The following is a 20,779-nucleotide window of genomic DNA, read 5'->3' as shown; positions in this document are numbered from 1 at the left end:
CCGCGCAGCCATTACTGCGCGGCCCCCTGATCCTGCACCGGCCCGGCGCGACAGCAGGCAGGGCCCGCACGGACGGCGGCCACCTGACGCGGCGTGCGCAACCTCTCGGGCAGGTCTGCGAGGTCAGACCAGGTTGATGTTCTCGGCCTGCGGACCCTTCTGGCCCTGGGTGACGTCGAACGTCACGGCCTGGCCCTCCTGGAGCTCACGAAAGCCCGTGGAGTTGATCGCGGAGTAGTGCGCGAAGACATCCGGGCCGCCGCCGTCCTGGGCAATGAAGCCGAAGCCCTTCTCCGCGTTGAACCACTTCACAGTTCCCGTTGCCATGCCTCATGCCTTCCAGTCGATGAACGCCTCCCACTCCATGTGGCAGACGGAGGTGATCGTCCTGGTCCCTGCGGCACAACACAGCAAAACGCCCACACCAAAGGCGCGGGCAGGGAATTCCGAACCACGACAGCTGACGCAGACGCTACACGCCCGCACACCGGGTCACCACAGGAAATGATCACGCCACACACGAGACCGTGCGTGCGGTGCCCGCCGACGTCATGCTGCTGCCGTCGGGTTCGCTGATTCGGCGGCGCGGCGATATTCGGCGTTGATGCGCTGGGCTTCCTCGAGCTGGTCTTCGAGGACGACGATCCGGCAGGCGGCCTCGATGGGGGTGCCCCGATCGACGAGTTCCCGGGCACGGGCGGCGATGCGCAGTTGGTAGCGGGAGTAGCGGCGGTGGCCGCCTTCGGAGCGCAGGGGGGTGATCAGGCGGGCTTCGCCGAGGGCGCGGAGGAAGGCAGGGGTAGTGCCGAGCAACTCGGCGGCTCGGCCCATGGTGTAGGCAGGGTAGTCGTCGTCATCGAGACGGCCGAAGGTGTCGTCTGCTGTCATTGCACCTCTCTGTGGAACACGCGGAGGGGCCCTGACGCCGTACTGGCACCAGGGCCCCGAAGGAACTACTACACCATCTGCCGGCCCTGATACTGCACCGGCCCTCTGTTTCCGCAGACCCGACCGAGACACTGTCGGGGACGCGGGGATCGCGGTTGCTTGACCGGAGACCACCTCACTATCGATGTCCTGCGGTACCCGGGTGCAAGACTTCCACCCGGGCGATCCTGATGGCGCTCGGCTCCTCCGTTCTTCCCTCTTGATCAACTACTCACTGACGGAAACTGCGAATTGTTGGTACCGCAAACTGCTGGTGGCCTCGAACAGCGCCACCCTTCGGCAGCCAGCCCCGTCGCCCGTCCTGCGTCTGCTCTGGCTTAGAACCCCACTGCCGAATCACCCGGTGCGCGCGCCCGCAGCCGGCGCCTTCACCGAGGTTCTGCTCACTGACTTCACTGCTGGGTAATGCGAACTTGCACTTACGGGTACTGCCACTGCGGTACTGCTCATGGCGGCCCCTGATCACTTCGGGCCACCCGGTCCGGTCGTCAGTCCCGTCGCCGTCCTGCAACCGCTCTGGCTTCGGAACTCCACCACCGCACCGTCCTGCGAACTGCAACTGCTGCACTACTGACCGGCAGTTCATGTCTGCCGGGCCTCGCTCGATCTCGGCTACGAGAGAAACCCTAACCACATCACAGCCCAATGTCTACTCTGGCCGACATAGATTTTCGCGCACTCGAAGACGAGGTAATCCGCCTCAACCGGCCCATGGCTGGTGCAAGCAGCTCCGAGGCTCAGTCCGGCGCTCACAGTGACCCACCGCCGCGCAGCACGTCGGGCTGAGCGCGACGTCGCCGACTGCGCCGCGGCTACCGTCGGCGGGCACCGGTCGGCACTGCGTCTGCGAAGAACACCACCGATCGCGACGGACGCTTCCGGCCGTGGCGCCCCGCACATCGGCCGTTGACGGGCGGCACGAGGTCTGCGCCGCCCTCGATGATCCCGGGATGATCGAGCAGCTCGTGGAAGTGTCCACTCGGATGCCGCGATCCGCGGGTAGACGCTCCTGCTGCTGCCTCAGCGCCGTGACGAGGATCTGCCTCCTCGTCCGCGGCCACTCTCTCGTGCTCGCTCAGCCGGTGGCATCGTCGCGGATGGGCCGGTTGCTCGAACCGGCACGGCCCCCGACCCGAGCAGACCGTGGGCTGCCGAGAGGCACGGGCAACCAGGGTTACCGTGATGATCCCGGTGATTGCCGACACCGCTGCCGTCCGTTCCGCAACGGCCTTTGCCGACGCACGCGATACGGCACGGGCCTTCCTCGAAGGTTTGCGGCAGCCGGCCGTGGCCCCTGACGCAGCGGACACTGGTCTCGTGGTCGTGTCCGAGCTCGTCACGAATGCCCTGCGCCACTGCGGGGGTCGCTGCACACTGGAACTGACTGCGCACCCCGACGCCATCGGGGTGGCCGTCCACGACGGCGGTCGACATGCGCCGCGCATGCGCACCCTTGACCTGAGCACCGGCACCGGGGGCTTCGGCTGGCCCATGGTCAACCGCCTCGCCTACACCACGACGCCACCCGCCGGGCCTCCGGCGGCAAGACCGTGAGCGCCTGCCTTGCCTGGTAGCGTCACCGCTCAAGCAGCCGGATGGCCGGTGAATATAATCTGCCTCGTGTCGCAGCCCGACGAACTGCTGGTTGACCTCGCCGCCCTGGTGGAGTCCGGCCAGAGCAATCAGATGTCCCTGACCGTGGTCACCGGTGGTGCTGTCATCACCGGTCGGCTGGCTCCCGAAGCAGTGTGGCGACAGAGGGTCTCGGAGGTACTGACGGATTCCGCCCGCTTGGGCGAGTTCGCCGCTGTCTTCAACACCCCCGCGACGAACGGGCCGCCTATGCATCTGCACTTCCATGTCGCCCGGATCCTGCAGGGCGCTATGGGGATCCCGGAGACAGGCGGGATGTACCGGGTTGCGATCGAGGACGTCAGCGCCTGGACCGTGGGCGACTTCAGTTATTCCGACCACTGAGCGACGGCGTCGGGAGCCCGCTGCACGCAGTGTGGGCCCGACCGATTGGTCGGGCCCACACTGCTGGTCAGATGTCGGCTTGTGCCTGTTTACCTGGTCAGACCGTCACGGGGTGCCGAGCATCGCTCAGGCGTGCTGCAGCGAGCTGGGGATGCCCAGAGGCGCGGCCTTGGGGAGGGCGCGGCAGGTGAAGCCGAGCTGAGTCATGGCCCGCAGGATTTCGGCGGCGCTGAAGTCTCGGCGGTCCTGGCGGGTGATGACTTGGCCGACTTGCTTGAGGGGGTAGTGGCGGCGGCCGATGATCACCGATTCGCCGGTGACCGGTTCAGGCTTGATGCCCTTCATCGATTCCAGCACGCCGCCCTTGGTGAGTTCGAAGGGGAAGCGGGCGATGACGCAGCGCATGTGGCCTCACAGAGAGAAGAGAGGAGAACGGTCCGACCAGGGACGAGGCGTTTCAGCGGGAGGGGGCGAGGATGCCCGGGCCGCTGCTTTGCTCGTCGACCACCGGCAGGACACCGAGCCGACGGGTGCGCATCGCCTGCCCGGCTTCGGCCGTCGTGGTCACGGGTGAGGCGAACGGACCGTGGTCGCCGAGGATGTCGCGCAGGCGGACACGGTCCGTGTAGTCGGATCTGTCACGGACGGCGGCGAGTTCGGTTCGGGTTACCAGGCCGGTGCGCTGGTCGTCCTGGTCGCAGACGACCAGTCGGACCGTGCGGGCGGCGGCCATGACGGCCAGCGCCACCTCGACGCTCATGTCGTCACAGACCTGCGGTCCGGCCGCGTCCATGACTTCCTCTGCCGTCCTGTCCACGGCGTTGGCGTCCGCCGGGCGGGGCTGCGTCTGAACCAGCGTCAAAGGGTGCCTCCTGCAGAGATGGGCCGGCTTCCTGATCACGAAGTTTCTAGGCCACCGTGTCGAGGCCGGGCTGGCGTACGCGGGCGCGCCGGGCCGCCGAGGAAGGGCGGCGTCGGCCTCGGGAGGTGGCGCCGCGCTTGGGGCGTTCGACCACCGGTGCGGTGATGACGACCGGGATGCCGGACGGGGCCTGGGCACCGGTGATCCGGCTCAGGGCCTCGTCGCCCGAGCGGATCTGGGTGGTCTGCGGCCGGATTCCGGCGTCCGACATGAGGCGGACCATGCCGCGGCGCTGGTTCGGGGTGACGAGGGTGACGACGCTGCCGGACTCGCCGGCGCGGGCGGTACGGCCGCCGCGGTGGAGGTAGTCCTTGTGGTCGGTCGGCGGGTCGACGTTGACGACGAGGTCGAGGTTGTCGACGTGGATGCCGCGCGCCGCGACATTGGTTGCCACCAGAACGGTGACGTGCCCGGTCTTGAACTGCGCCAGCGTGCGGGTGCGTTGCGGCTGCGACTTGCCGCCGTGCAATGCGGCGGCCCGTACTCCGCTGTTGAGCAGGTCCTGGGTGAGCCGGTCGACGGCGTGCTTGGTGTCCAGGAACATGATCACGCGGCCGTCTCGGGCGGCGATCTCGATCGTGGTGGCGTGCTTGTCGGCGCCGTGGACGTGCAGGATGTGGTGCTCCATCGTGGTGACCGCACCGGCCGACGGATCGACCGAATGCACGACGGGGTCGGTCAGATAGCGGCGCACCAGCAGGTCGACGTTGCGGTCCAAGGTGGCGGAGAACAGCATGCGCTGCCCCTCCGGACGCACCTGGTCGAGCAGCGCGGTGACCTGGGGCATGAAGCCCATGTCGGCCATCTGGTCGGCCTCGTCCAGCACGGTGATGCCGACATGGTTCAGCCGGCAGTCGCCGCGGTCGATAAGGTCCTTGAGCCGCCCCGGGGTCGCGACGACGACCTCGGCTCCGCCGCGCAGCGCGCCGGCCTGCCGGCCGATCGACATGCCGCCCACCACCGTGGCCAGCCGCAGCCGCACGGAGCGGGCGTACGGGGTGAGCGCGTCGGTCACCTGCTGTGCCAGCTCACGCGTGGGTACGAGGATCAGCCCCAGCGGCTGGCGGGGCTCGGCACGCTGTCCGGCGGTGCGGGCGAGCAGGGCGAGGCCGAAGGCGAGGGTCTTGCCGGAACCGGTGCGGCCGCGGCCCAGGACGTCACGGCCCGCCAGGGAGTTCGGCAGCGTCGCTCCCTGGATCGGGAACGGTGCGCTCACACCCTGCCTGCCGAGTTCGGCCAGCAGCTGCTCGGGCATGTCGAGATCGGCGAAGCCCTCAACGACGGGCAGCGCGGGGGTGATCGTCCTGGGCAGCGCGAACTCACCTTGCACTGCGGCGGGCCGACGGCCGTAACCGCCGGAGCGGACGGGCCCGCCGGTACGGCGCGGTACCTGCGAGCCGTAGCCGCTGCCGCCCCTTCCGGCGTCGGCACGGCGGTCACGGGCGCGGGCGGGGCGGTCGTTCCTGTATTCGCGGTTCATGCGGAACCTTCCTCGATGTGGCACATATCAAGGAATTCCCGCCGCGATGAATGGCACGGAGAATTACAAGTATGGACCGGTGGCAAAAGAAATCAGATCTGGCCGGCGAAGACATCCGTGGCCACAGGTGCTGAAATGGGTGACGCGATGGGGACCTTGCGATCCGGGCGCCGGCTGCGGTGCAGCGATTCAGGATGCGTCTGCATCCTCAGGGAGGAACCGCTTGTGGTGGTACTGCGGATTCCTCCGGGGCGTCCCGCGGGTGGAAGCCACTACGGGATACGCATGCAGCTGGGGCCCGCACCCCGAAGGATGCGGGCCCCAGCTACGGATTGCGCGTGAGCGTCAGGCCGGAACGATGTTCTCGGCCGTCGGGCCCTTCTGGCCCTGCGCGATGTCGAAGGTCACCTTCTGACCCTCGAGCAGCTCACGGAAGCCCTGCGCGGCAATGTTCGAGTAGTGGGCGAACACGTCGGCGCCGCCGCCGTCCTGCTCGATGAAGCCGAAGCCCTTTTCCGCGTTGAACCACTTCACGGTACCAGTAGCCATGTCATATCTCCTTTGGGGCAGTGCCTCGGCGTCCGCACCACGCGGACGCCGTGTCGCCGCGATGATCACCCCGCCGGAAATGACCGGAAATACAAAAGCGCTCCCGACCGGCAGAAGCCGGGTGGGGGCACTTGAAGTTTCGGGAACCACAACTGCAACCGAGATAGACAGTAGCACGCCGGAGCGGACCGCATGCGCTGAATAATTCCACTCTGCTCTTCGCGGTAAAAACTCCCACTGCGCGGACCCCCAAAATCTGATCCCTCGGGAACAGATATTGATTCACTCGGAGCTTAACGTCTCAGAAGAGTTGCCAACCGGCACGCTGCGCGACGGCTGGAGTAAATCCGCTGCCGCCCAGGAAATGCAGCTGCGAGACTGGGGCGATGACCACGCAGCGGCTGCCGTTCCCGGTCCCGGACGAGCGAGCCCACCTCCTCAGTGTGGGTGAGGCGTCTGGTCATGAGGGTGATGGCGGCCCAGGTGATCAGGCTCTCGGACTGCTGGATGAACCGTTCGTACCCGCGCATGCCGACGGGACGTCTTCGTGTACTACTCCGACAGAGTGGCCAGGCAGGCCGACGGCGACGTGTGCCGGTGACCGTCGGCTGAAGCGCCCGCTTGCATCACATCAGTCAACCGGGCCGATAGGTCAGAGCACTTCTTCCAACAGTTTTTCGGTCCAGATGGTTTCGCCCGCAACGGTGTAGCGGCTGCCCCAACGATGGCTCAGTCGCGCCACCAGGAACAGACCGCGGCCACCTTCGTCCGTCCACCGGGCCCGTCGCAGATGCGCCTGCGTCTGGCTGGGATCGGAGACCTCGCAGATCACAGGTTGACCCCGAATCAGCCGCAGGCCCACTGGGGCGTCGCCGTAGCGGATGGCGTTGCCGTCTGCACGATCACTCTCATGCTGTCGTTGCTCGCTGCACGGCCTGCCTGGTCACGGGCGAGCGCGATGAACCCGTCCGAGGCCGTCCAGCTGACCAGCGCGCCCACGGACACCTCGGTCACCCGCAGCCCCGGAATCCCGGTGTCCGCGTCGCCCAGCACCTCAAAGCCGGCCTGGGCCGGCAAGAGCTCACCCTGGACACGAGTTCAGCCGGGACGCACGACACGCCGGTCGCCTGCCCACGAGGAGCACGATCATGCCACCGGCCTGCACAGACGCCTGTTCGGACGGTGGAACGACGCGGTGGACCCCGGACGACGGCAACCGGCGGATGGGCCACGGGGGCCCGGCCGGACACACCTGGACGGCTCCAGTGCTGCGAACAGGAAGGGAGCCGTCCAGGTGTGTCCGGAGACGTTGTGCCTTCAGCGGGTCGCGTGACGGTGCGAATGCCGGTTGCCGGTGACGAGGCGGTAGAGGGCGAGCAGGATGACGGAGCCACTTCCCGGATCGCTCGCCATGCAGTCGACATGCTGTTTCCTCCGCGTCCCATGTCCGCCGACGCACCGGCCGCACGATCGCCCACGAACGCCGCCTGACGAAGGCGGGACGTGCTCGCACCGATCTGGAATGCCGCCCTGACCAGGTAAAACAGGCAAAGTATGTGAGGTTGCACAGACTCGGGGAAGAAGGTGCGGCAACCGACAGGAGGTTGCTGTGAAGGGTGGAGATCTGGAACTGGGCGAGTTGCTGGCCGCTGCGGAAGCGGCCCCGCCCGGTGAGTCCGTCGACGTGGTGGCACACGATCTGCAGAAGCGGTTCGGTGCCGAGGCCGTGTCCTTCCTCTTCGTCGACCTCATCGGCCAGCGGCTGGTACGCCTCGCCGCGACCGGTGACAAGGCCGCCGACCCTGGCGAGCCGATCGACCTGCAGGGCAGCGTCTACGACAGCGTCTTGCAAAGCCAGCGCCAGAAGGTGGAACCGGACGGCCAGGGCGGACGACGCGTCATCACGCCCGTCACCAACCGCGGCGACTGCATCGGCGTCCTGGAGGTGAGCCTGCAATCCGCAGACGACACCGTGTTGCGCCAGGTCCGCCACGCGGCCCACGCGCTGGCCTACATCATCGTCACGGACCGCCGCTTCACCGATCTGTACCACCAGGGCCGGCGCACTACCGAGACCAGCCTGGCGGCGGAGATCCAGCACCAGTTGCTTCCCTCGGCCTCCTGTTGCGAGGCGGCCCAGTTCACTCTGGCCGCCGGACTGGTCCCGGCCGACGACATCGGTGGCGACACCTACGACTACACGCTGGACCGCGACACTCTGCACCTGTCGATCACCGATGCCATGGGGCACGACACGAACTCTGCTCTGTTGGCCAGCTTGCTGGTCGGCGCGCTGCGGCGGGCACGTCGCAGCGGCTGTGACGTCCTCAAGCAGGCCCGCCACGCCCACGAGGCCCTACTGAGCTACAGCCGCGGCCTGGCCACCGGACAGCTGTTCTGCGTCGACCTCGCAACGGGCCTGTGCGAACTGGTCAACGCCGGCCACCCCCGGCCCCTGCTGCTGCGTGACAACGCCGTCGAAGAGGTGGAACTCGCCGTCAACCTGCCCTTCGGTGTGGCGGCACCCACCACCTACCGCCAACAGGAACTACTCCTGAGACCCGGGGACCGCCTGGTCCTGCTCACCGACGGAATGCAGGAACGCGGTGCCGCGGCCGTCGACCTGGCCTCGGTCATTCACGACACCCGCGCGCTGCACGCGCGAGAAGCCGTCCGGACCCTTACCGCCGCGGTGCTCGACGCCTGCCACGGCCACCTCAAGGACGACGCCACGGTCCTGATACTGGACTGGCACAGCAATCGCAGCCGTCCGGCCGGACCGAGCCCCGACCCCGCAGCCATGATGGCCTACTCCTGAGTCCCTACGGGGAGCGGGCCTGCTCGACGGTGGGGTGGCAGGGGATGAGCACGGCGATACACAGTCACCTTGAGCGTCACTCACGTGCCGGTGAGCGGTGGGGAAGACGTTGATCGGTAACGCTCTCGGGGGTGGTTGATACGTGGCCCGGCCGTGACGCGGTGTCGCGCGAGTCCGCCGTCGTGGACCTCGCAGACGATCCGGTCTCTCTCGGCCCAGATCCGCAGCGTGCCCGAACCGGCGCCGTGGACGACGCTGTTGGTGGTCAGCTCCGCACCGCGCTCAGGAGTCGAGGGCGAGTTCGGCCCAGACCGTTTTGCCGGGCTGAGCCGGGGTGACGCCCCAGCGTCGGGCGAGTCGGTCGAGGAGCTGGATGCCAAAACCTCCGGGCTCGGTGTTCGCAGTGGCGCGTTTGCGGGGCCAACGGTCGCTGGAATCGCTGACGGCTATGTGCAGCCACCGCCCGTTCCAGGTGAGCTGGATCAGGGGCGGGCCGGAGCCGTGGCGGATGGCATTGGTGATCAGCTCCGAGACGAGCAGTTCGGCGGTCTCGATCATCCGGTGCTGGCGCAGCGGGCCGCCGAAACCGTCCACGCAGTCGCGGACCCAGTGCCGGGCGGCGGTGATGCTCGCCGTGACTGCGGGGAAGCGCGTCTCGCACGATGGGATGGTCGATTCGCCGTTCACGAGGTTCCTCCAGCGCGGGTGCTCTGGGCCGCCGCCGACCGGTGCTCTGCGCACCCGGTGGGAGCCATCTGTCGGGTTACCCATGCCTGCCCGGTGAACCATCTGTGTCTGCCGGGTGACCGGCAGATCCCGCGAAAGTCATCCGCCGGGAATTCGACAGTGCCGGCGCGTGCTGGGTGAGTGCGCTGCAGCCCCCTCGACGCCTTCGGCACCGGGATGGACGTGGACTTCCCCTTCGCCACGCCTTTCAACCCGCCCACAGCCGACGGCGACCCCGTGGTGGTCAGGCCACTCCCCACGGCCTACCGCGAGGCTGGGAGGACCAACCGGCCCGACCGACACCTCGCGCGAAGACACCGGCCGCATTGACCAGGAGCGTGGCGTCGGCGTGCTCCTCGGTGACGATGTCCCGCAGGCGGTCGACGGCCACCGGGTCGGTCATGTCAGCACCCGGACCGGCGAGATCGCCGTGGCGGGACAGTGCGGCCACCGCCTCGTCATTCACGCACCCGCGCGTGGCCGGGGCGCGCCATGTGCTACGCGGATCGTTACGGACGAGTGGGTGGGTGCGATCGCAAATCAGGCACTCCGAGATCGTCGCAGGAACCCAGACTGCGTGAGCCGCCGACTGCATCGTGCGCGCCAGCGCAGCCGATCTCACGGCGCAGCCGCACCGGAGCGATCCGGTGCGGCTGCGCCGTCTCAGGGCTCCGCGTAGAGTCCCGGCAGGAAGGACCCCGGCGGGGCCTCGCCGTATCACCCGCCTATCACACAGCCATCACCAACTGGGCGGCCCCTACCGGACCAGGAGGCCGTGACCTCCGATTTCATGCCCGCGCTGGACTGGCGTAGACGCCCCTGGACGGTCTCTACAACTTGTGCCATGTGGTGCCCAGAGAGGGACCCAGGATCAGGACGGGAGCCTCTTCTGGCCCGTCAAAGCGGTATTGCAGGGTGTTCGACGGTGTCTCACTCACGCCTCAGACCCTCTCACGTATTGCGGACGCCCTATGACTGGGGTTCGGTGGATACCGTCCTGACCAGGTTGAAGACCTCGCGGGCGGCATATCGCTTGAGGCATCGGATGATCTCACGTCGGGTCTTGCCCTCCTGGGTGCGGCGTTCGTGTACGCCTGGGTGCAGGGGTCGACGCGCAGCCGAGTGAACACGATCCGGTGCAGGGCGGCGTTGGCCTGGCGGTCGCCGCCACGGTCGAGGCGACGGTACTGCCGACTGCCCGAGGAACGCTCGACAGAGCTGATCCCGCACAGCGCCGCGAAGGACGTCTCTCTGCCCAGTCGTTCCGGGTTGTCCCCCCACCGTGATCAGAAGAGTAACGGCCGTGTCCCGACCGATACCGACCACAGTGAGCGGCTGGGGGACGTGGCGTTCCACGAGCCGGGCCAGGCGGCCTTCCAAGATGGCCCGCAGCACCGCCTCCTCACCGTCCTCGTCGTTCTCGCTGTCCTCGGCGAGCCGTGCGCAGGTACGGGGACGCATCGATTCTGCGGACGGATTCCGCGTGTTGCGGCTTGGCTCACGCCAGTAACAGGACCAGGGGCCCATCGCCGCGCCCTCCAAAACGTCCTACTGGTGCGACGTCGTGGTCTCCGCGGCTTTGGCAGGTTCCAGCTTGGTGTCGTCAGCTGTGCCTCAGGGGTCCTCCACGATGAAGCAGGCCCGTTCGTAGAGCTCGTCGAAAGTGATGACTTCGACGTCCTGGATTGATCGCCTGTACTGCTCGAAGGTGTCGGGGGCGGGCGGCGGCCGGCCGACCCGAGCCGGCCAGGCCGGCTCCACGGTCACCGACAGCGAAGGCAGGATCCGGGCCGCGGTCCTGTCCCGAGTCCCCGGCCGGGTGCGGCTGCCCTCAGCTGCCCGGTCCGACGCGTTGGGCGACCAGGGCCGCGAGGTCGTCGTCGCGGGTGCCCGAGACGTAGGCGCGCAGGTCACGCTGGAGCTGGTCGAGGAGTTGACGGGGATCTGCCGAGGACCACCGGCGGATGCGCCGGCTGAGAGGGTAGAAGGTCCCGTTGAGGTCGCGGCTCTCGCTGACGCCGTCGGTATAGAGAAGCAACAGATCACCGACGGAGAAGGGGACGACATCGACCTGGTAGTGGGCGCCGAGCAGGCCGGCCATGTTGACGGGTGGTGACGGCGCGCTGGGTTCCACCTCGCGCACTTCTCCGTCGTGCAGCAGTATCGGAGCGGGGTGGCCGCAGTTGACCAGGCGCGCGATGGATTGCCCGGCGGGGATCTCGACCAGCAGGATGGTGACGAAGCGCTCCATCACGTCATCAGCGGCAAGGTCCTCGCAGTGTTGGTTCATGCTGGTCTCCAACCGTGCTGCCAGGTCCGGCAGATCGGGTGCGTCGCGCACGTTCACCCGGAACGAGCTGAGCACCACGGAGGCGGCCTCGACGGCCGGAAGCCCCTTGCCGCGCACGTCGCCGATGATCAGCCGCACCCCGTACGGGGTCTGGAGCGCTTCGTAGAAGTCGCCGCCGATCCGGGCGTGCGCGGCAGCGGCCTGGTAGAGCAGCTCGATGTCGACGTACCCGAGGTGGCGTGGCAGCGGACGCAGCAGCACCCGCTGCGCGACATCCGCCACCGTGCGGACCTCGGCGAGGGTGCGCTCCCGGTGCTGACGTGCCCGACTGGCGTAGGTGGCGGCCAGGGTGATGGCCGTGATCGCCAGCAGGGTGAACAGGCTCTGTGTCTGGCCGAGGTCGTGGTTGGCGGCACCCGCGAGCGTGGTGGCGGCAATGATGGCCAGCAGCCCGATGGCCAGCGTGCCGGTCACTGGCCACATGGCGGCGGCCAGTGCCGGCGCCGCCCCCAGCAGCCGGTTGAACTGCAGGTGGGGCGTGAGGACATCCGCCACCACGGCCAGGGCGATCACCAGCAGCGGCGCGAGGTGCATCCAGTCGAACGGCCGGCGCACTGCTGGCCACATCCACCGAGGGAGCCGCTTCCGGCTGATCCCCCGCCACGGCGACCGAAGGGTGATCCGACGGGAGGGGACGGGCTCCTTTTCGACGCCCGCGGTGGCCGACGACCCTGGAATCCCCGAAGGGGGGTGGTGGCTTTCGCGATGCGGGCTCATGTCGGAAGGGCCTGTTCGGTCCAGACGGTCTTGCCGGAAGCGGTGTAACGAGTCCCCTGGTGCTGTGTGAGCTCGGTCACGATGGACAGGCCGCGACCGCACTCGTCGCTCAGCGTCGCCCGTCGCGGATGAGGGGCCGCGCTGCTGGTGTCGGAAACCTCGCAGATGAGTGTGCGGTCGTCATTGATCAGGCGGAGTTCCACCGGCCCGGCGGAGTAACGCATGGCGTTGGTGACGAGTTCGCTGACGATCAAGGTGGTGGTGTAAGCGAGTTCGTCGAGCATCCATCTCGCCAACTGCCGGCTGGTCCAGCTGCGCGCGGCGGCGACAGCGGCGACGTCCGGCGGCAGGCTCCGGGTCGCGACGTGGCCGGCGTCGAAAGCCCGCGTGCGGGTCGCCAGCAGGGCCGGCTCGTGACCGGGAGACGCGCCACAACGGACACCCTCAAGGATCTGCTGGGTATCCGGTCCGGATCGGCTCAACACTTCGTGGAGCCGATCCGTCACGGCCTGTGAACCGGGACGCGGGTCGTCGGTGGCACCGCTGTTCAGGAGCAGGATGCTGCCCGGTTGCACATCGATGTCGGTGGCCTCGAAGGGTTGGCCGCCGGCGCCCAGGGGCGGACGGGAGGCCAGGGCGGGGGCGCTGACGGTGCCGTCCGGGTGGACGATCACGATGTGGGCATCACCTGCCCGGGACGCGCTGCAGTGCCCGGTGACAGGGTCGTAGACCACACATATGCAGCTGGAATCGCCGTACTTCAGGCCCAGGGGGTGCCGACGAGGAGCCTCGTGGTCCCGGTCCAGGCGGGTCGCCACGTCGTCCAGGCGCGACAGTATTTCGTCGGGCCCCAGGTCCTGCAGGGCGAGCGTGATGATCATCGCTCTCAACTGGCCCATGCCCACCGCGGTGTCGGCGCCCTGCCCTTCTGCCACCCCGACCACCAGGGCCGCCCGCGCGCCGGAGAGAGGAATGATGTCGAACCACTCTCCGCCGGATCCCTCCACCGGGACGTAACTGTGCGCAGCCTCGAGTGCGCTGAGGGAGGGAAGCGCCTCGGGAAGCAGGGTCCGCTGCAGGAGCCGGGCGCGGGTGCGCTCTTGGATGTGGCGGCGGACGAGGTCGATGCACAACGCCGCTCGGTCCGCGAACCTGACGGCTGCCTGGAGGTCGCTTGCGTCGTAGGGAGCCGAACCGGCCCGGCGGTACAGGCCGACCAGGCCGAGAACGACGCCTCGCGCAACGAGAGGAACCACCACGAGGGAGTGCACCCGCGCCTCCCGCATCCGCCGTGCGCGCGCCGGATCTTGGGCCAGCCATCGGCTGCGCTCATTGAGCTCACGGATGAAGCGTGGGCCCACATGTGCAAGGCTCTGCCGGTACGGGGTCCTCGGCGGGATCGGGCTCACGTCACCGACCGCGTACGCGGGCCGGACTCCACTGGCTCCTCGCAGGCACTGGAAGGCGGCACGCCGAAACGGCGTGCTGCCGCACAGGGCACCCGGCGGGGGCGCTTCGCCACGCAGGGTCAGCTCCGACACCTCCACGGTGACGATGTCGCCCAGCTCAGGCACTGCGGCCTCGGCGATCCTCTCGGCAGTGCGGAATATGTCAGCGGCAGTGCCCCCCGGGCAGTTCTCCAGCTCTGAATGGGTGCAGGCAAACACAATGACCGCCTATAGGCATTGGCAAACTTTTAGGGGTGCCACCCTGACGCCGAGCCGCCGAACGATCAGCGGTGTTCGGCGGTGGCGCAGCGCGGGCAGGCGCCCCAGTAGGTCACGGCGGCCTCGTCCACCGGGTAGGAGTCGGGCAGGTCGGCCTGAAGACACGGGGCCTCCCCGATCGCGCAGTGCACGTCGACGATGTCGCCACAGAATCGGCACACGAAGTGGTGGTGATTGTCGTTCCGCTCGGCCTCGTACCGGGCCGGATGGCCGGCGATCTGCGTACAGCGGACCAGGCCGACCTCCGTGAGCACGCGCAGAACGTTGTAGACGGCCTGCAGGGACAGCCCACCCGTGACCTCTTGGGCCCGAACCCGGACGGCCTCGGCATCGGGATGGCCGCCCAATTCCTCGACAGCGGCGAGTACGGCCATACGCTGCACCGTCACCCGCACACGCGTCTCGCGCAAGCGCGTCGCTGCTCGAGCCATGGGCTCGTGCACGTCTTGATCCGGAAACTTGGTCATCGTTTCCCTCCAGACCTCTGGATTCGGCCTGTCTTGAGCCAGGCTAGGTTCTGGAGTGATTCAACGCAATAGAGACGTATGCTTCAATTCATCTCTTACTTAGTTTTAATGCTCCAATCCGGACAGTTCTCCCGTCGAAAGCTCACCGGGACGGCGGCGGGCCGAACGCGTACGCCTCACGCGAGCCCTCCCAGGCCCGCGCCGGCCGGCGCCTCAAGGACAGGCCGTGCAGGTAGAGCAGCGGCAGCACCTCGCTGATCTTCGGGCTCTTGCGGCACCAGGGCGGCAGGATCGCGGAGGAGAACCGCTTGCGCTCGCCCGTCTCCTCGTCGACGCGCTTGTCGTTCACCCGTGGCGTCTTCACCTCGACCGCGCCGGCCGCGGTGGTGACCTTCCGGGGCTGGCGGTAGCCGTTGCGGACCACCATGCGACGGCCACGTTCGTCCCGTTCATCAGCCAACTCGGCTATGTAGGCGTTGACTTCGGCCTCCAGTGCGGCGGCCAGCATCCTTCTTGCGCCCTCGCGGACGATCTCGTCGATCAGGGAGGAGCCGTTGGCCGTGGTGCCGTCGTCGTTCACTACGCTGAGCACGGACGTGCCTTCCCGAGCCGATCCACAGGTCCTGAGCATTGCTCGGCGTCTATCAGCTCCACGGCCAAGGCCGTGTCCAGCAGGAGCCCGGTCTCCACTTCCTGCATGGTCTTGATCGCCGCGGCGGTGGTCTTGCCCTGGGCCTTCTCAACCTTCTCGATGACCTGCTTCGCCTGCCCCTCGCCGTCGTCGGCGAGGCGGCGAAGTTTCTCGATCACGTCGGCGCAGACCGCTGTCCAGGTGAGCACGATGGCGGCGCGCGCGGAGCCGGTGGCGTAACACCGGTGCGCTTCGGCGATGAGCGGGCGGACCTCTGGGGACCAGCACGCTGCCACGCGCTCCTCGGGGTTGATCACCGGAAGGCCGGGGCACGAGGGGGATACCGCGAAAACGGCATCCGAGCTACGAGGAGGCGCATTCCATGACTGCCGGTGAGAAGGCAAAGGCGAAGACCGAACAGGCCGAGGGCAAGGTCAAGGAGGCCGCGGGAAGCGCTGTTGGCAACGACCGCATGGCTGCCGAGGGACAGGCGGAGAAGAGTATGGGAGATGCCCGAGAAGCCAAGGAAAAGGCCAAGGACGCGCTCAAGCACTGACACCGCTTCCCCCTCCATTCATTCGAAGGGGCTTCCCGCACATCATGCGGGAAGGTCCCTTTGCTGCATGAGACGCCCAACTCCGATTCTCCAAGCAGTCTTCGTCGTTGACCCCAGCGCATCGTCTCGTGGTCGGTCAGGTCTGGGTGGCGATTTCGCTGTCGGGGTGGATGGGGAAGATTTGGTCGAGGCCGACGATGCGCAGGGTGCGCAGGGTGTGGGTGGGTACGGCTGCGAGTGCGATGTCCGCCTGCGCGGCGTAGGCGTGGTTGTGGGCGGCGATCAGCGCGCTGAGGCCGCTGGAATCGCAGAACTCCATCCCGCTCAGATCCAGGACGAGGCGCTGACCCGGTTGGAGAGTGATCGTGGAGATCAAGTCGCGCAGGTCACCGGCGGTGAAGTAGTCGAGCTGGCCGAAGATTTCCAGAACGGGACCGGTGGCAGCGTCTCGGGCGGTGATCTTCAGTGGGCTCATTCGTTGCTTCTCGTTTGTGGGTCGGGGGCTGGGGCGCCCAGGGCGAGCAGGGCGGTGTCGTCGTCGAGGCCGTCTCCGAAGGTCTGCAGCAGGCCGGTCAGTGCCGCGATCAGGGCAGGCGGGGGTTTGCCGGCGTGGTCGACGGCGAACGCGAGCAGGGCTTCGTCCCCGAACAGGCTGGTGCGGTCCTCGCCGGTGCGGGCCTCGGTGATGCCGTCGGTGTAGAGCAGGAGGGTGTCGCCCGGGGCGAGAACGGTCGTGGCGGTGGCGAAGCGCGCGGAGGGCAGGATGCCGACGAGGAGGCCGCCAGGGGTGGGCAGGAAGTCGGCGGTGCCGTCGGCGCGCGCGACGATGACCGGAGGGTGACCTCCCGAGGCGAGACGAACGGCGACCTGTCCGGTAGCGGGGTCGGGTTCAAGGACGCCCAAGACGGCGGTGCAGTAGCGCGGGTCCCCGCTGCCGGTGTAGCGCTCGTGGAGCACCTGGTTGAGGGTGGTCAGCGCGGAGACGGGGTCGGGGTCGTGCAGGGCGGCGGCGCGCAGGGTGTAGCGGGTCAGTGAGGTGACCGCCGCGGCCTGGGGGCCCTTGCCGCACACGTCCCCGAGGAAGAAGCCGAAGCGTTTGCCGTCGATGGGGAAGACGTCATAGAAGTCGCCGCCGATCCGGTCGGGATGAGCGGTGTGGTAGTGGGCGGCCGCCTCCACCCCGGGGACGGCCGGCAGGGTGTCCGGCAGCAGCGACTGCTGCAGTACGGCGAGAGCGTCCTGCAGCCGGGCGCGGTCGGCTTCGGCCTGTTTGCGCGCTTCTTCGGCCGCCTTCCGGCCGCGCAGGAGTTCCTCTTCGTATGCACGGCGGTCCCGCGCGTCGAAGACGGTGGTGCGGATCAACAGCGGATCGCCGGTATTGCCGTACTTGACCACGGAAGACACCAGTACCGGCATCCGGCCGCCGCCGGCCTGCTTGATCTCCAGCGCTATGCCGCTGATCTCGCCCTGCATACGCAGCAGTGGCGCGAAGTGCGTCTCGTGGTACAGCTTGCCGCCCACCGTCAGCAGGTCGGTGAACCGCATCCGGCCCACCACAGCCTCATGCTCGAGGCCGAGCCATCCGAGCAGTGTGGTGTTGATCTTTGCGATGGTGCCGTCCATCAGCGTGGACAGGTAACCGCAAGGCGCGCTTTCGTACAGCTCCTCGGCGCTGTCCTCCAGGATCGCGGCGAACGCCGCGCTCCTGGAGGTTCTCTCGTCGCCGGACTCCTGCCGGTCGGGATGCTTGCCGGTACGGCACATCATCGCAAGTCCGCCAGAAAGCTCAGTATGGCCGCGTTGGTGGCTTCGGGAGCGGACAGGTGCGGGCAGTGCCCGGTCGCGTCCAGCGTTACCAGCGTCGAGCCGGGGATCGCCCGGTGGACGGAGGCGCCGACTTCCCTGGGGGCGATGACATCCTGGGTGCACTCCAGCACCAAGGTAGGCGCGCTCACGCTCTTCAGGTCATCCCTGGAATCGGACAGGAACGTGGTCCGGGCGAAGACACGCGCCATGTCCGGGTCGGTGGCGCAGAAGCTGTTCTTGAGCTCCTCGCCGAGTTCGGGGCGGTCCGCGTTCCCCATGATCACCGGCGCCATTGCGGCCGACCAGCCCAGATAGTTGGACTCCAGGGACCCCAGGAGCTCGTCGATGTCGTCGGCGCTGAAGCCGCCGCGGTAGCCGTCGTCGTCGATGTAGCGAGGAGACGGAGCGACCATGACATGGGCCCCGATCCGCTCGGGAGCCATGCCGGCCGCCAGCACTCCGATCATCGCGCTGACCGAGTGGCCCACGAACACCGCGGCGCGCAGGTCCAGCGCCTCGCAGACCTCGACCACGTCCCGTGCATAGCCATCCAGGGAGGCATAACGGTCCTCGGTGAACGCGGACGCGTCCGAGCGGCCCGAGCCGACGTAGTCGAACAGCACCACCCGGTAGTCCCCGGTCAGGGCAGCCAGCGTCAACCGCCACATGTTCTGGTCGCAGCCGAACCCATGCGCCAGCACCACCGTCCGCCCCTGCGGGTTGCCGGTGACGGTGACGTTGTTCCTGCGAGCGATATCCATCCAGCCAGTCTTACAGGCCCCGCTCTTTTCGAGGTCACGGCAGCGGGCTCACTCCCCCGGCCCACACACCGACTCCACAGAGACCACCACCCAGCTCCTCGCGGACCAGCACATTTCCGGGACGATCACCCCAGCATGAGCGGTGACACAGCTCACGCGACGACCGATCCCCGAGGGGCATCATGTCTGCGTGCACGTAGCGTGAAGCACACGGTGCGACGCGGAGGGTAGTCGCCCGGCGGATGTCCAGCCCGTCGCCGCAGCGTCGGCCGCCGGCCGGCACGACGTCCTCGAGCCTGCCGGTCGATGGCACGTCGCCGGTTTTGCCCGGGCCCGGGCGCGACCACTGAGCACGGCCCGCGCAGCAGCCTGCGCATCGAGCGGGTCCGACTTCCCGAGCAGACGGCGGGCTGTGCGGTCGGGCCGGTTCACTTCGTACACCCTGGACGTGCTGAGCCAGCAGGTAGCGGGCCAGGCCCGCTCCGAAGGTGCCGCTGCCCTCCACGACCACGTCGCCTTCATGCCCATCGCTGACGTCGCGCGACAGCGGGGATGGAGGGGCCAGCGGGGCTCGATGAGCCGGCGCTGGCGCACAGGCCGACCGTCCCAGGCCGCGTTTCGGACACTCCATACCCAAATCTCATGGTTGTGCAGCAACCGGGGAGCGGTCAGGGGGAGTCATTCCGGACAGGGGGTCGACCACCAGAGAGGCATGAGGATGGCTGATCAGAGCAGCCGCCCCGCGCGGGGCGGGGCCGCCTGGCACTGGTGGTTCCTCGGTCTCTGGGCGGCCGTCTGGTTCCTGGCGGACCTGCACGGCGGCGGCTACTCGTGGCACTACTTCGCGAACGGCAGCACCTTGCTCTTCTCCGGCTCCGGAGCCTCGCCGGCTGGGGGCCTGCACCTCTATGCGAACTACCCGAACCTGCAGATAGGACCACTGGCCTTCCTCTGCGCCTGGGTTCTGGGGAACCTCGGCGGGGTCGTCGCCGCCCAGCTGACGATGATGAGCGCCGGCCTTCTGGTGCTGCGGCTGATCGAGCAGACGGCACTGGCCCGGCAGCCGGATCTGCGGTCGCGCCCGCAGGCCCTGCGGATGACCGTCGCGGCCGCCGGTGCGGTGTTCCTGATCGTCTGGGCATCCCTGGCGGTGCACTACAGCCACCTCGACGACGTGCTGGCGCTGCTCTTCGCGGCACTGGCGATCCGGGCGGTCCTCGCCGACGTCCCGGCACTGGCGGGACTGAGCCTGGGCCTGGCCGTGGACGCCAAGCCGTGGGCCCTGGTCTTCCTGCCGCTGACTCTCGCCGTGGCCCGCGACCGACGACGGCATGTCGCGTTCTACGCCGTCGCCGTCATGCTGCTGGCCTGGCTGCCCTTCGTCGTCGCCGACCCCGCGACGCTGGGTGCAACCCAGTACCCCATCGTCAACGAACCGTCCTCGGCGCTCCGCGCGCTCGGGGTGTCGGCGGCGGGGACGCCGTCGTGGGACCGGCCGGCGCAACTCGTGCTCGGCTGCGCGCTTGGGGCGGCCGCGATCCTCCGAGGGCGCTGGGTGGCGGTGCCGCTGCTCGGCATCGGCGCGCGACTCCTGCTGGATCCCGGCGTCTACGACTACTACTCGGCGGGATTCCTGCTCGGCACCTTGGTCTGGGAGGCCCTGGGGCTGCGTCGACCCGTGCCCGTCTGGTCGCTGGTCTCCTTCGGCGCGCTCTACCTCGCCCCGAGGCTGACCAACGACGCTCAGGTCCTGGGCGACCTCCGACTCTGGCTGCTTCTCGCGGTGGCCCTTAGCGTCCTGCTCGCTCCACGGGACTGGTGCGTCGCGCCGAAACCGAGCAAGGTCGCCGCCGGCGGCCTTCGACTTCCTCCCCAAGACCCGTGGGTCGCCCACTCGGTCGGCGCGGAGGTGAGCAGGCCGTCCGTGCACCACTGAGCGTGACTGACGCGAGCCCGGGCATAGGCTCTGTAACTACCGTGTCATTGACAGTAGTAGCCCACGGGGTGCGGGGGGGGAGAGACCCCGTGCACCCCGGCATGCGGCCCCTCTTCGCCGGCCGTGCGTGCCGACGGCACTGTCGCGCCTGCGCTGACAGGGTCGCCGCCCGCCCTGCTCAATGTCTTCTCAACGTCTTCTCAACGTCTTGGGTCGAGACGTCGTGCAGGCTGGTCGAGGCCAGTGCCTGCTTCACTTCCGTCGCTTCTGCGCCACCGGTCCACGGTCTTATGTGGAGGGGCAGATACGGCGGGTTTGTCAAATGTTCAGATTCCGGCTGTTGTCGCGACAGAACCGGCGGCTAGTCATGTCCCGCATCGCCGTCCGCGTCATCAGTAGCAACTGGAG

22 protein-coding genes and 5 pseudogenes are annotated in these 20,779 nt (G+C 68.2%); 5 read left to right on the top strand and 22 right to left on the bottom strand.

The features are described from left to right. Positions 1-123 precede the first annotated feature (123 nt). The gene (locus tag ASC56_RS36510; protein ID WP_055495910.1) at positions 124-327 is read right to left on the bottom strand and encodes a cold-shock protein; all 204 of its coding nucleotides are present in this window, start codon (positions 325-327) and stop codon (positions 124-126) included. Positions 328-549: 222 nt separating this feature from the next. Further along, a complete protein-coding gene (locus ASC56_RS36505) occupies positions 550-888 on the bottom strand; it encodes a MerR family transcriptional regulator (protein ID WP_055495909.1) in 339 nt (112 codons plus the stop codon). 1,242 nt (positions 889-2,130) lie between these two features. Between ASC56_RS36505 and ASC56_RS36500 the strand changes: the two are divergent. Together ASC56_RS36500 and ASC56_RS36495 are read left to right on the top strand one after the other, a co-directional pair. Continuing rightward, positions 2,131-2,522 (top strand): annotated as a pseudogene (locus ASC56_RS36500) (ATP-binding protein). A gap of 46 nt (positions 2,523-2,568) precedes the next feature. Continuing rightward, on the top strand, positions 2,569-2,925 hold the full coding sequence (locus ASC56_RS36495; protein WP_055495917.1) for a hypothetical protein: 357 nt from the start codon (positions 2,569-2,571) through the stop codon (positions 2,923-2,925). A 126-nt stretch (positions 2,926-3,051) separates the two neighbouring features. Here the strand turns inward: ASC56_RS36495 and ASC56_RS36490 are convergent, their stop codons facing one another. The 7 genes and pseudogenes from ASC56_RS36490 to ASC56_RS36470 all read right to left on the bottom strand — a co-directional run bounded on the left by ASC56_RS36490 (position 3,052) and on the right by ASC56_RS36470 (position 6,953). After that, complete coding sequence (locus ASC56_RS36490) at positions 3,052-3,330, bottom strand: SCO5918 family protein (protein WP_055495908.1); 279 nt, start codon at positions 3,328-3,330, stop codon at positions 3,052-3,054. Positions 3,331-3,382: 52 nt separating this feature from the next. Continuing rightward, entirely contained in the window at positions 3,383-3,787 is a 405-nt protein-coding gene (locus ASC56_RS36485; protein ID WP_055495907.1) for a CBS domain-containing protein, read from the bottom strand. 46 nt (positions 3,788-3,833) lie between these two features. After that, entirely contained in the window at positions 3,834-5,327 is a 1,494-nt protein-coding gene (locus tag ASC56_RS36480; protein WP_055495906.1) for a DEAD/DEAH box helicase, read from the bottom strand. 345 nt (positions 5,328-5,672) lie between these two features. After that, the gene (locus ASC56_RS36475) at positions 5,673-5,876 is read right to left on the bottom strand and encodes a cold-shock protein (RefSeq protein WP_006136369.1); all 204 of its coding nucleotides are present in this window, start codon (positions 5,874-5,876) and stop codon (positions 5,673-5,675) included. A 428-nt stretch (positions 5,877-6,304) separates the two neighbouring features. Beyond that, positions 6,305-6,416: pseudogene (locus ASC56_RS43400) on the bottom strand (IS5/IS1182 family transposase); the annotation flags it as partial. A gap of 112 nt (positions 6,417-6,528) precedes the next feature. After that, positions 6,529-6,765 (bottom strand): annotated as a pseudogene (locus ASC56_RS40990) (ATP-binding protein); the annotation flags it as partial. After that, positions 6,723-6,953 (bottom strand): hypothetical protein, encoded by a 231-nt coding sequence (locus tag ASC56_RS36470; RefSeq protein WP_055495905.1) that lies wholly within the window; start codon positions 6,951-6,953, stop codon positions 6,723-6,725. The gene ASC56_RS36470 and the pseudogene ASC56_RS40990, both read right to left, overlap by 43 nt. A gap of 532 nt (positions 6,954-7,485) precedes the next feature. On the opposite strand from ASC56_RS36470, the gene ASC56_RS36465 reads away from it, so the two are divergent. Further along, positions 7,486-8,694, top strand: coding sequence for a PP2C family protein-serine/threonine phosphatase (locus tag ASC56_RS36465; protein WP_055495904.1), 1,209 nt, complete (start codon positions 7,486-7,488; stop codon positions 8,692-8,694). Positions 8,695-8,976: 282 nt separating this feature from the next. On the opposite strand, the gene ASC56_RS40375 is transcribed toward ASC56_RS36465, so the two are convergent. The 10 genes and pseudogenes from ASC56_RS40375 to ASC56_RS36430 form a co-directional block, all read right to left on the bottom strand. Beyond that, entirely contained in the window at positions 8,977-9,381 is a 405-nt protein-coding gene (locus ASC56_RS40375) for an anti-sigma regulatory factor (RefSeq protein ID WP_055495903.1), read from the bottom strand. Positions 9,382-9,664: 283 nt separating this feature from the next. Next, positions 9,665-9,886, bottom strand: a complete 222-nt coding sequence (locus ASC56_RS36455; RefSeq protein ID WP_159039823.1) for a hypothetical protein — start codon at positions 9,884-9,886, stop codon at positions 9,665-9,667. A gap of 373 nt (positions 9,887-10,259) precedes the next feature. Next, positions 10,260-10,358: pseudogene (locus ASC56_RS42655) on the bottom strand (3-oxoadipate enol-lactone hydrolase); the annotation flags it as partial. 3 nt (positions 10,359-10,361) lie between these two features. Continuing rightward, a complete protein-coding gene (locus ASC56_RS39205) occupies positions 10,362-10,643 on the bottom strand; it encodes a transposase (RefSeq protein ID WP_371330500.1) in 282 nt (93 codons plus the stop codon). A 391-nt stretch (positions 10,644-11,034) separates the two neighbouring features. Beyond that, complete coding sequence (locus ASC56_RS40985) at positions 11,035-11,187, bottom strand: hypothetical protein (protein ID WP_159039822.1); 153 nt, start codon at positions 11,185-11,187, stop codon at positions 11,035-11,037. Between the two features lie 64 nt (positions 11,188-11,251). Beyond that, positions 11,252-12,337 carry a PP2C family protein-serine/threonine phosphatase gene (locus tag ASC56_RS36450; protein ID WP_055495901.1) on the bottom strand — a complete coding sequence of 362 codons (1,086 nt, stop codon included), beginning with the start codon at positions 12,335-12,337 and terminating at the stop codon, positions 11,252-11,254. A gap of 146 nt (positions 12,338-12,483) precedes the next feature. Continuing rightward, a complete protein-coding gene (locus tag ASC56_RS36445; protein WP_055495900.1) occupies positions 12,484-14,061 on the bottom strand; it encodes a SpoIIE family protein phosphatase in 1,578 nt (525 codons plus the stop codon). A gap of 158 nt (positions 14,062-14,219) precedes the next feature. Next, the gene (locus ASC56_RS36440) at positions 14,220-14,645 is read right to left on the bottom strand and encodes a Fur family transcriptional regulator (protein WP_055495916.1); all 426 of its coding nucleotides are present in this window, start codon (positions 14,643-14,645) and stop codon (positions 14,220-14,222) included. A 253-nt stretch (positions 14,646-14,898) separates the two neighbouring features. Then, positions 14,899-15,273: pseudogene (locus ASC56_RS36435) on the bottom strand (transposase); the annotation flags it as partial. After that, on the bottom strand, positions 15,261-15,629 hold the full coding sequence (locus tag ASC56_RS36430; protein ID WP_055495898.1) for a hypothetical protein: 369 nt from the start codon (positions 15,627-15,629) through the stop codon (positions 15,261-15,263). The gene ASC56_RS36430 and the pseudogene ASC56_RS36435, both read right to left, overlap by 13 nt. Positions 15,630-15,694: 65 nt before the next feature. Between ASC56_RS36430 and ASC56_RS39200 the strand changes: the two genes are divergently transcribed. Then, positions 15,695-15,868: a CsbD family protein gene (locus tag ASC56_RS39200; protein WP_079102968.1), complete on the top strand. Its 174-nt coding sequence runs from the start codon at positions 15,695-15,697 to the stop codon at positions 15,866-15,868. Positions 15,869-16,004: 136 nt separating this feature from the next. On the opposite strand, the gene ASC56_RS36425 is transcribed toward ASC56_RS39200, so the two are convergent. From ASC56_RS36425 to ASC56_RS36415, 3 genes are read right to left on the bottom strand one after another with little or no spacing between them, the layout of a single operon-like run. After that, complete coding sequence (locus tag ASC56_RS36425) at positions 16,005-16,343, bottom strand: STAS domain-containing protein (protein WP_055495897.1); 339 nt, start codon at positions 16,341-16,343, stop codon at positions 16,005-16,007. Next, entirely contained in the window at positions 16,340-17,632 is a 1,293-nt protein-coding gene (locus ASC56_RS36420; RefSeq protein WP_055495896.1) for a PP2C family protein-serine/threonine phosphatase, read from the bottom strand. The genes ASC56_RS36425 and ASC56_RS36420 overlap by 4 nt, the downstream gene beginning before the upstream one ends. After that, the gene (locus ASC56_RS36415; RefSeq protein WP_055495895.1) at positions 17,632-18,435 is read right to left on the bottom strand and encodes an alpha/beta fold hydrolase; all 804 of its coding nucleotides are present in this window, start codon (positions 18,433-18,435) and stop codon (positions 17,632-17,634) included. Before ASC56_RS36415 ends, ASC56_RS36420 begins: the two co-directional genes overlap by 1 nt. Before the next feature lie 718 nt (positions 18,436-19,153). Here ASC56_RS36415 and ASC56_RS36410 point away from each other — a divergent pair. Further along, positions 19,154-20,371: a hypothetical protein gene (locus tag ASC56_RS36410; protein ID WP_055495894.1), complete on the top strand. Its 1,218-nt coding sequence runs from the start codon at positions 19,154-19,156 to the stop codon at positions 20,369-20,371. Positions 20,372-20,779: the final 408 nt, after the last annotated feature.

Source organism: Streptomyces sp. TP-A0356 (assembly GCF_001417775.1).
Taxonomy (GTDB): Bacteria; Actinomycetota; Actinomycetes; order Streptomycetales; family Streptomycetaceae; genus Streptomyces.
The sequence above is the reverse complement of the archived record's forward strand: the minus strand, read 5'-3'. Positions and strand labels throughout refer to the sequence as shown.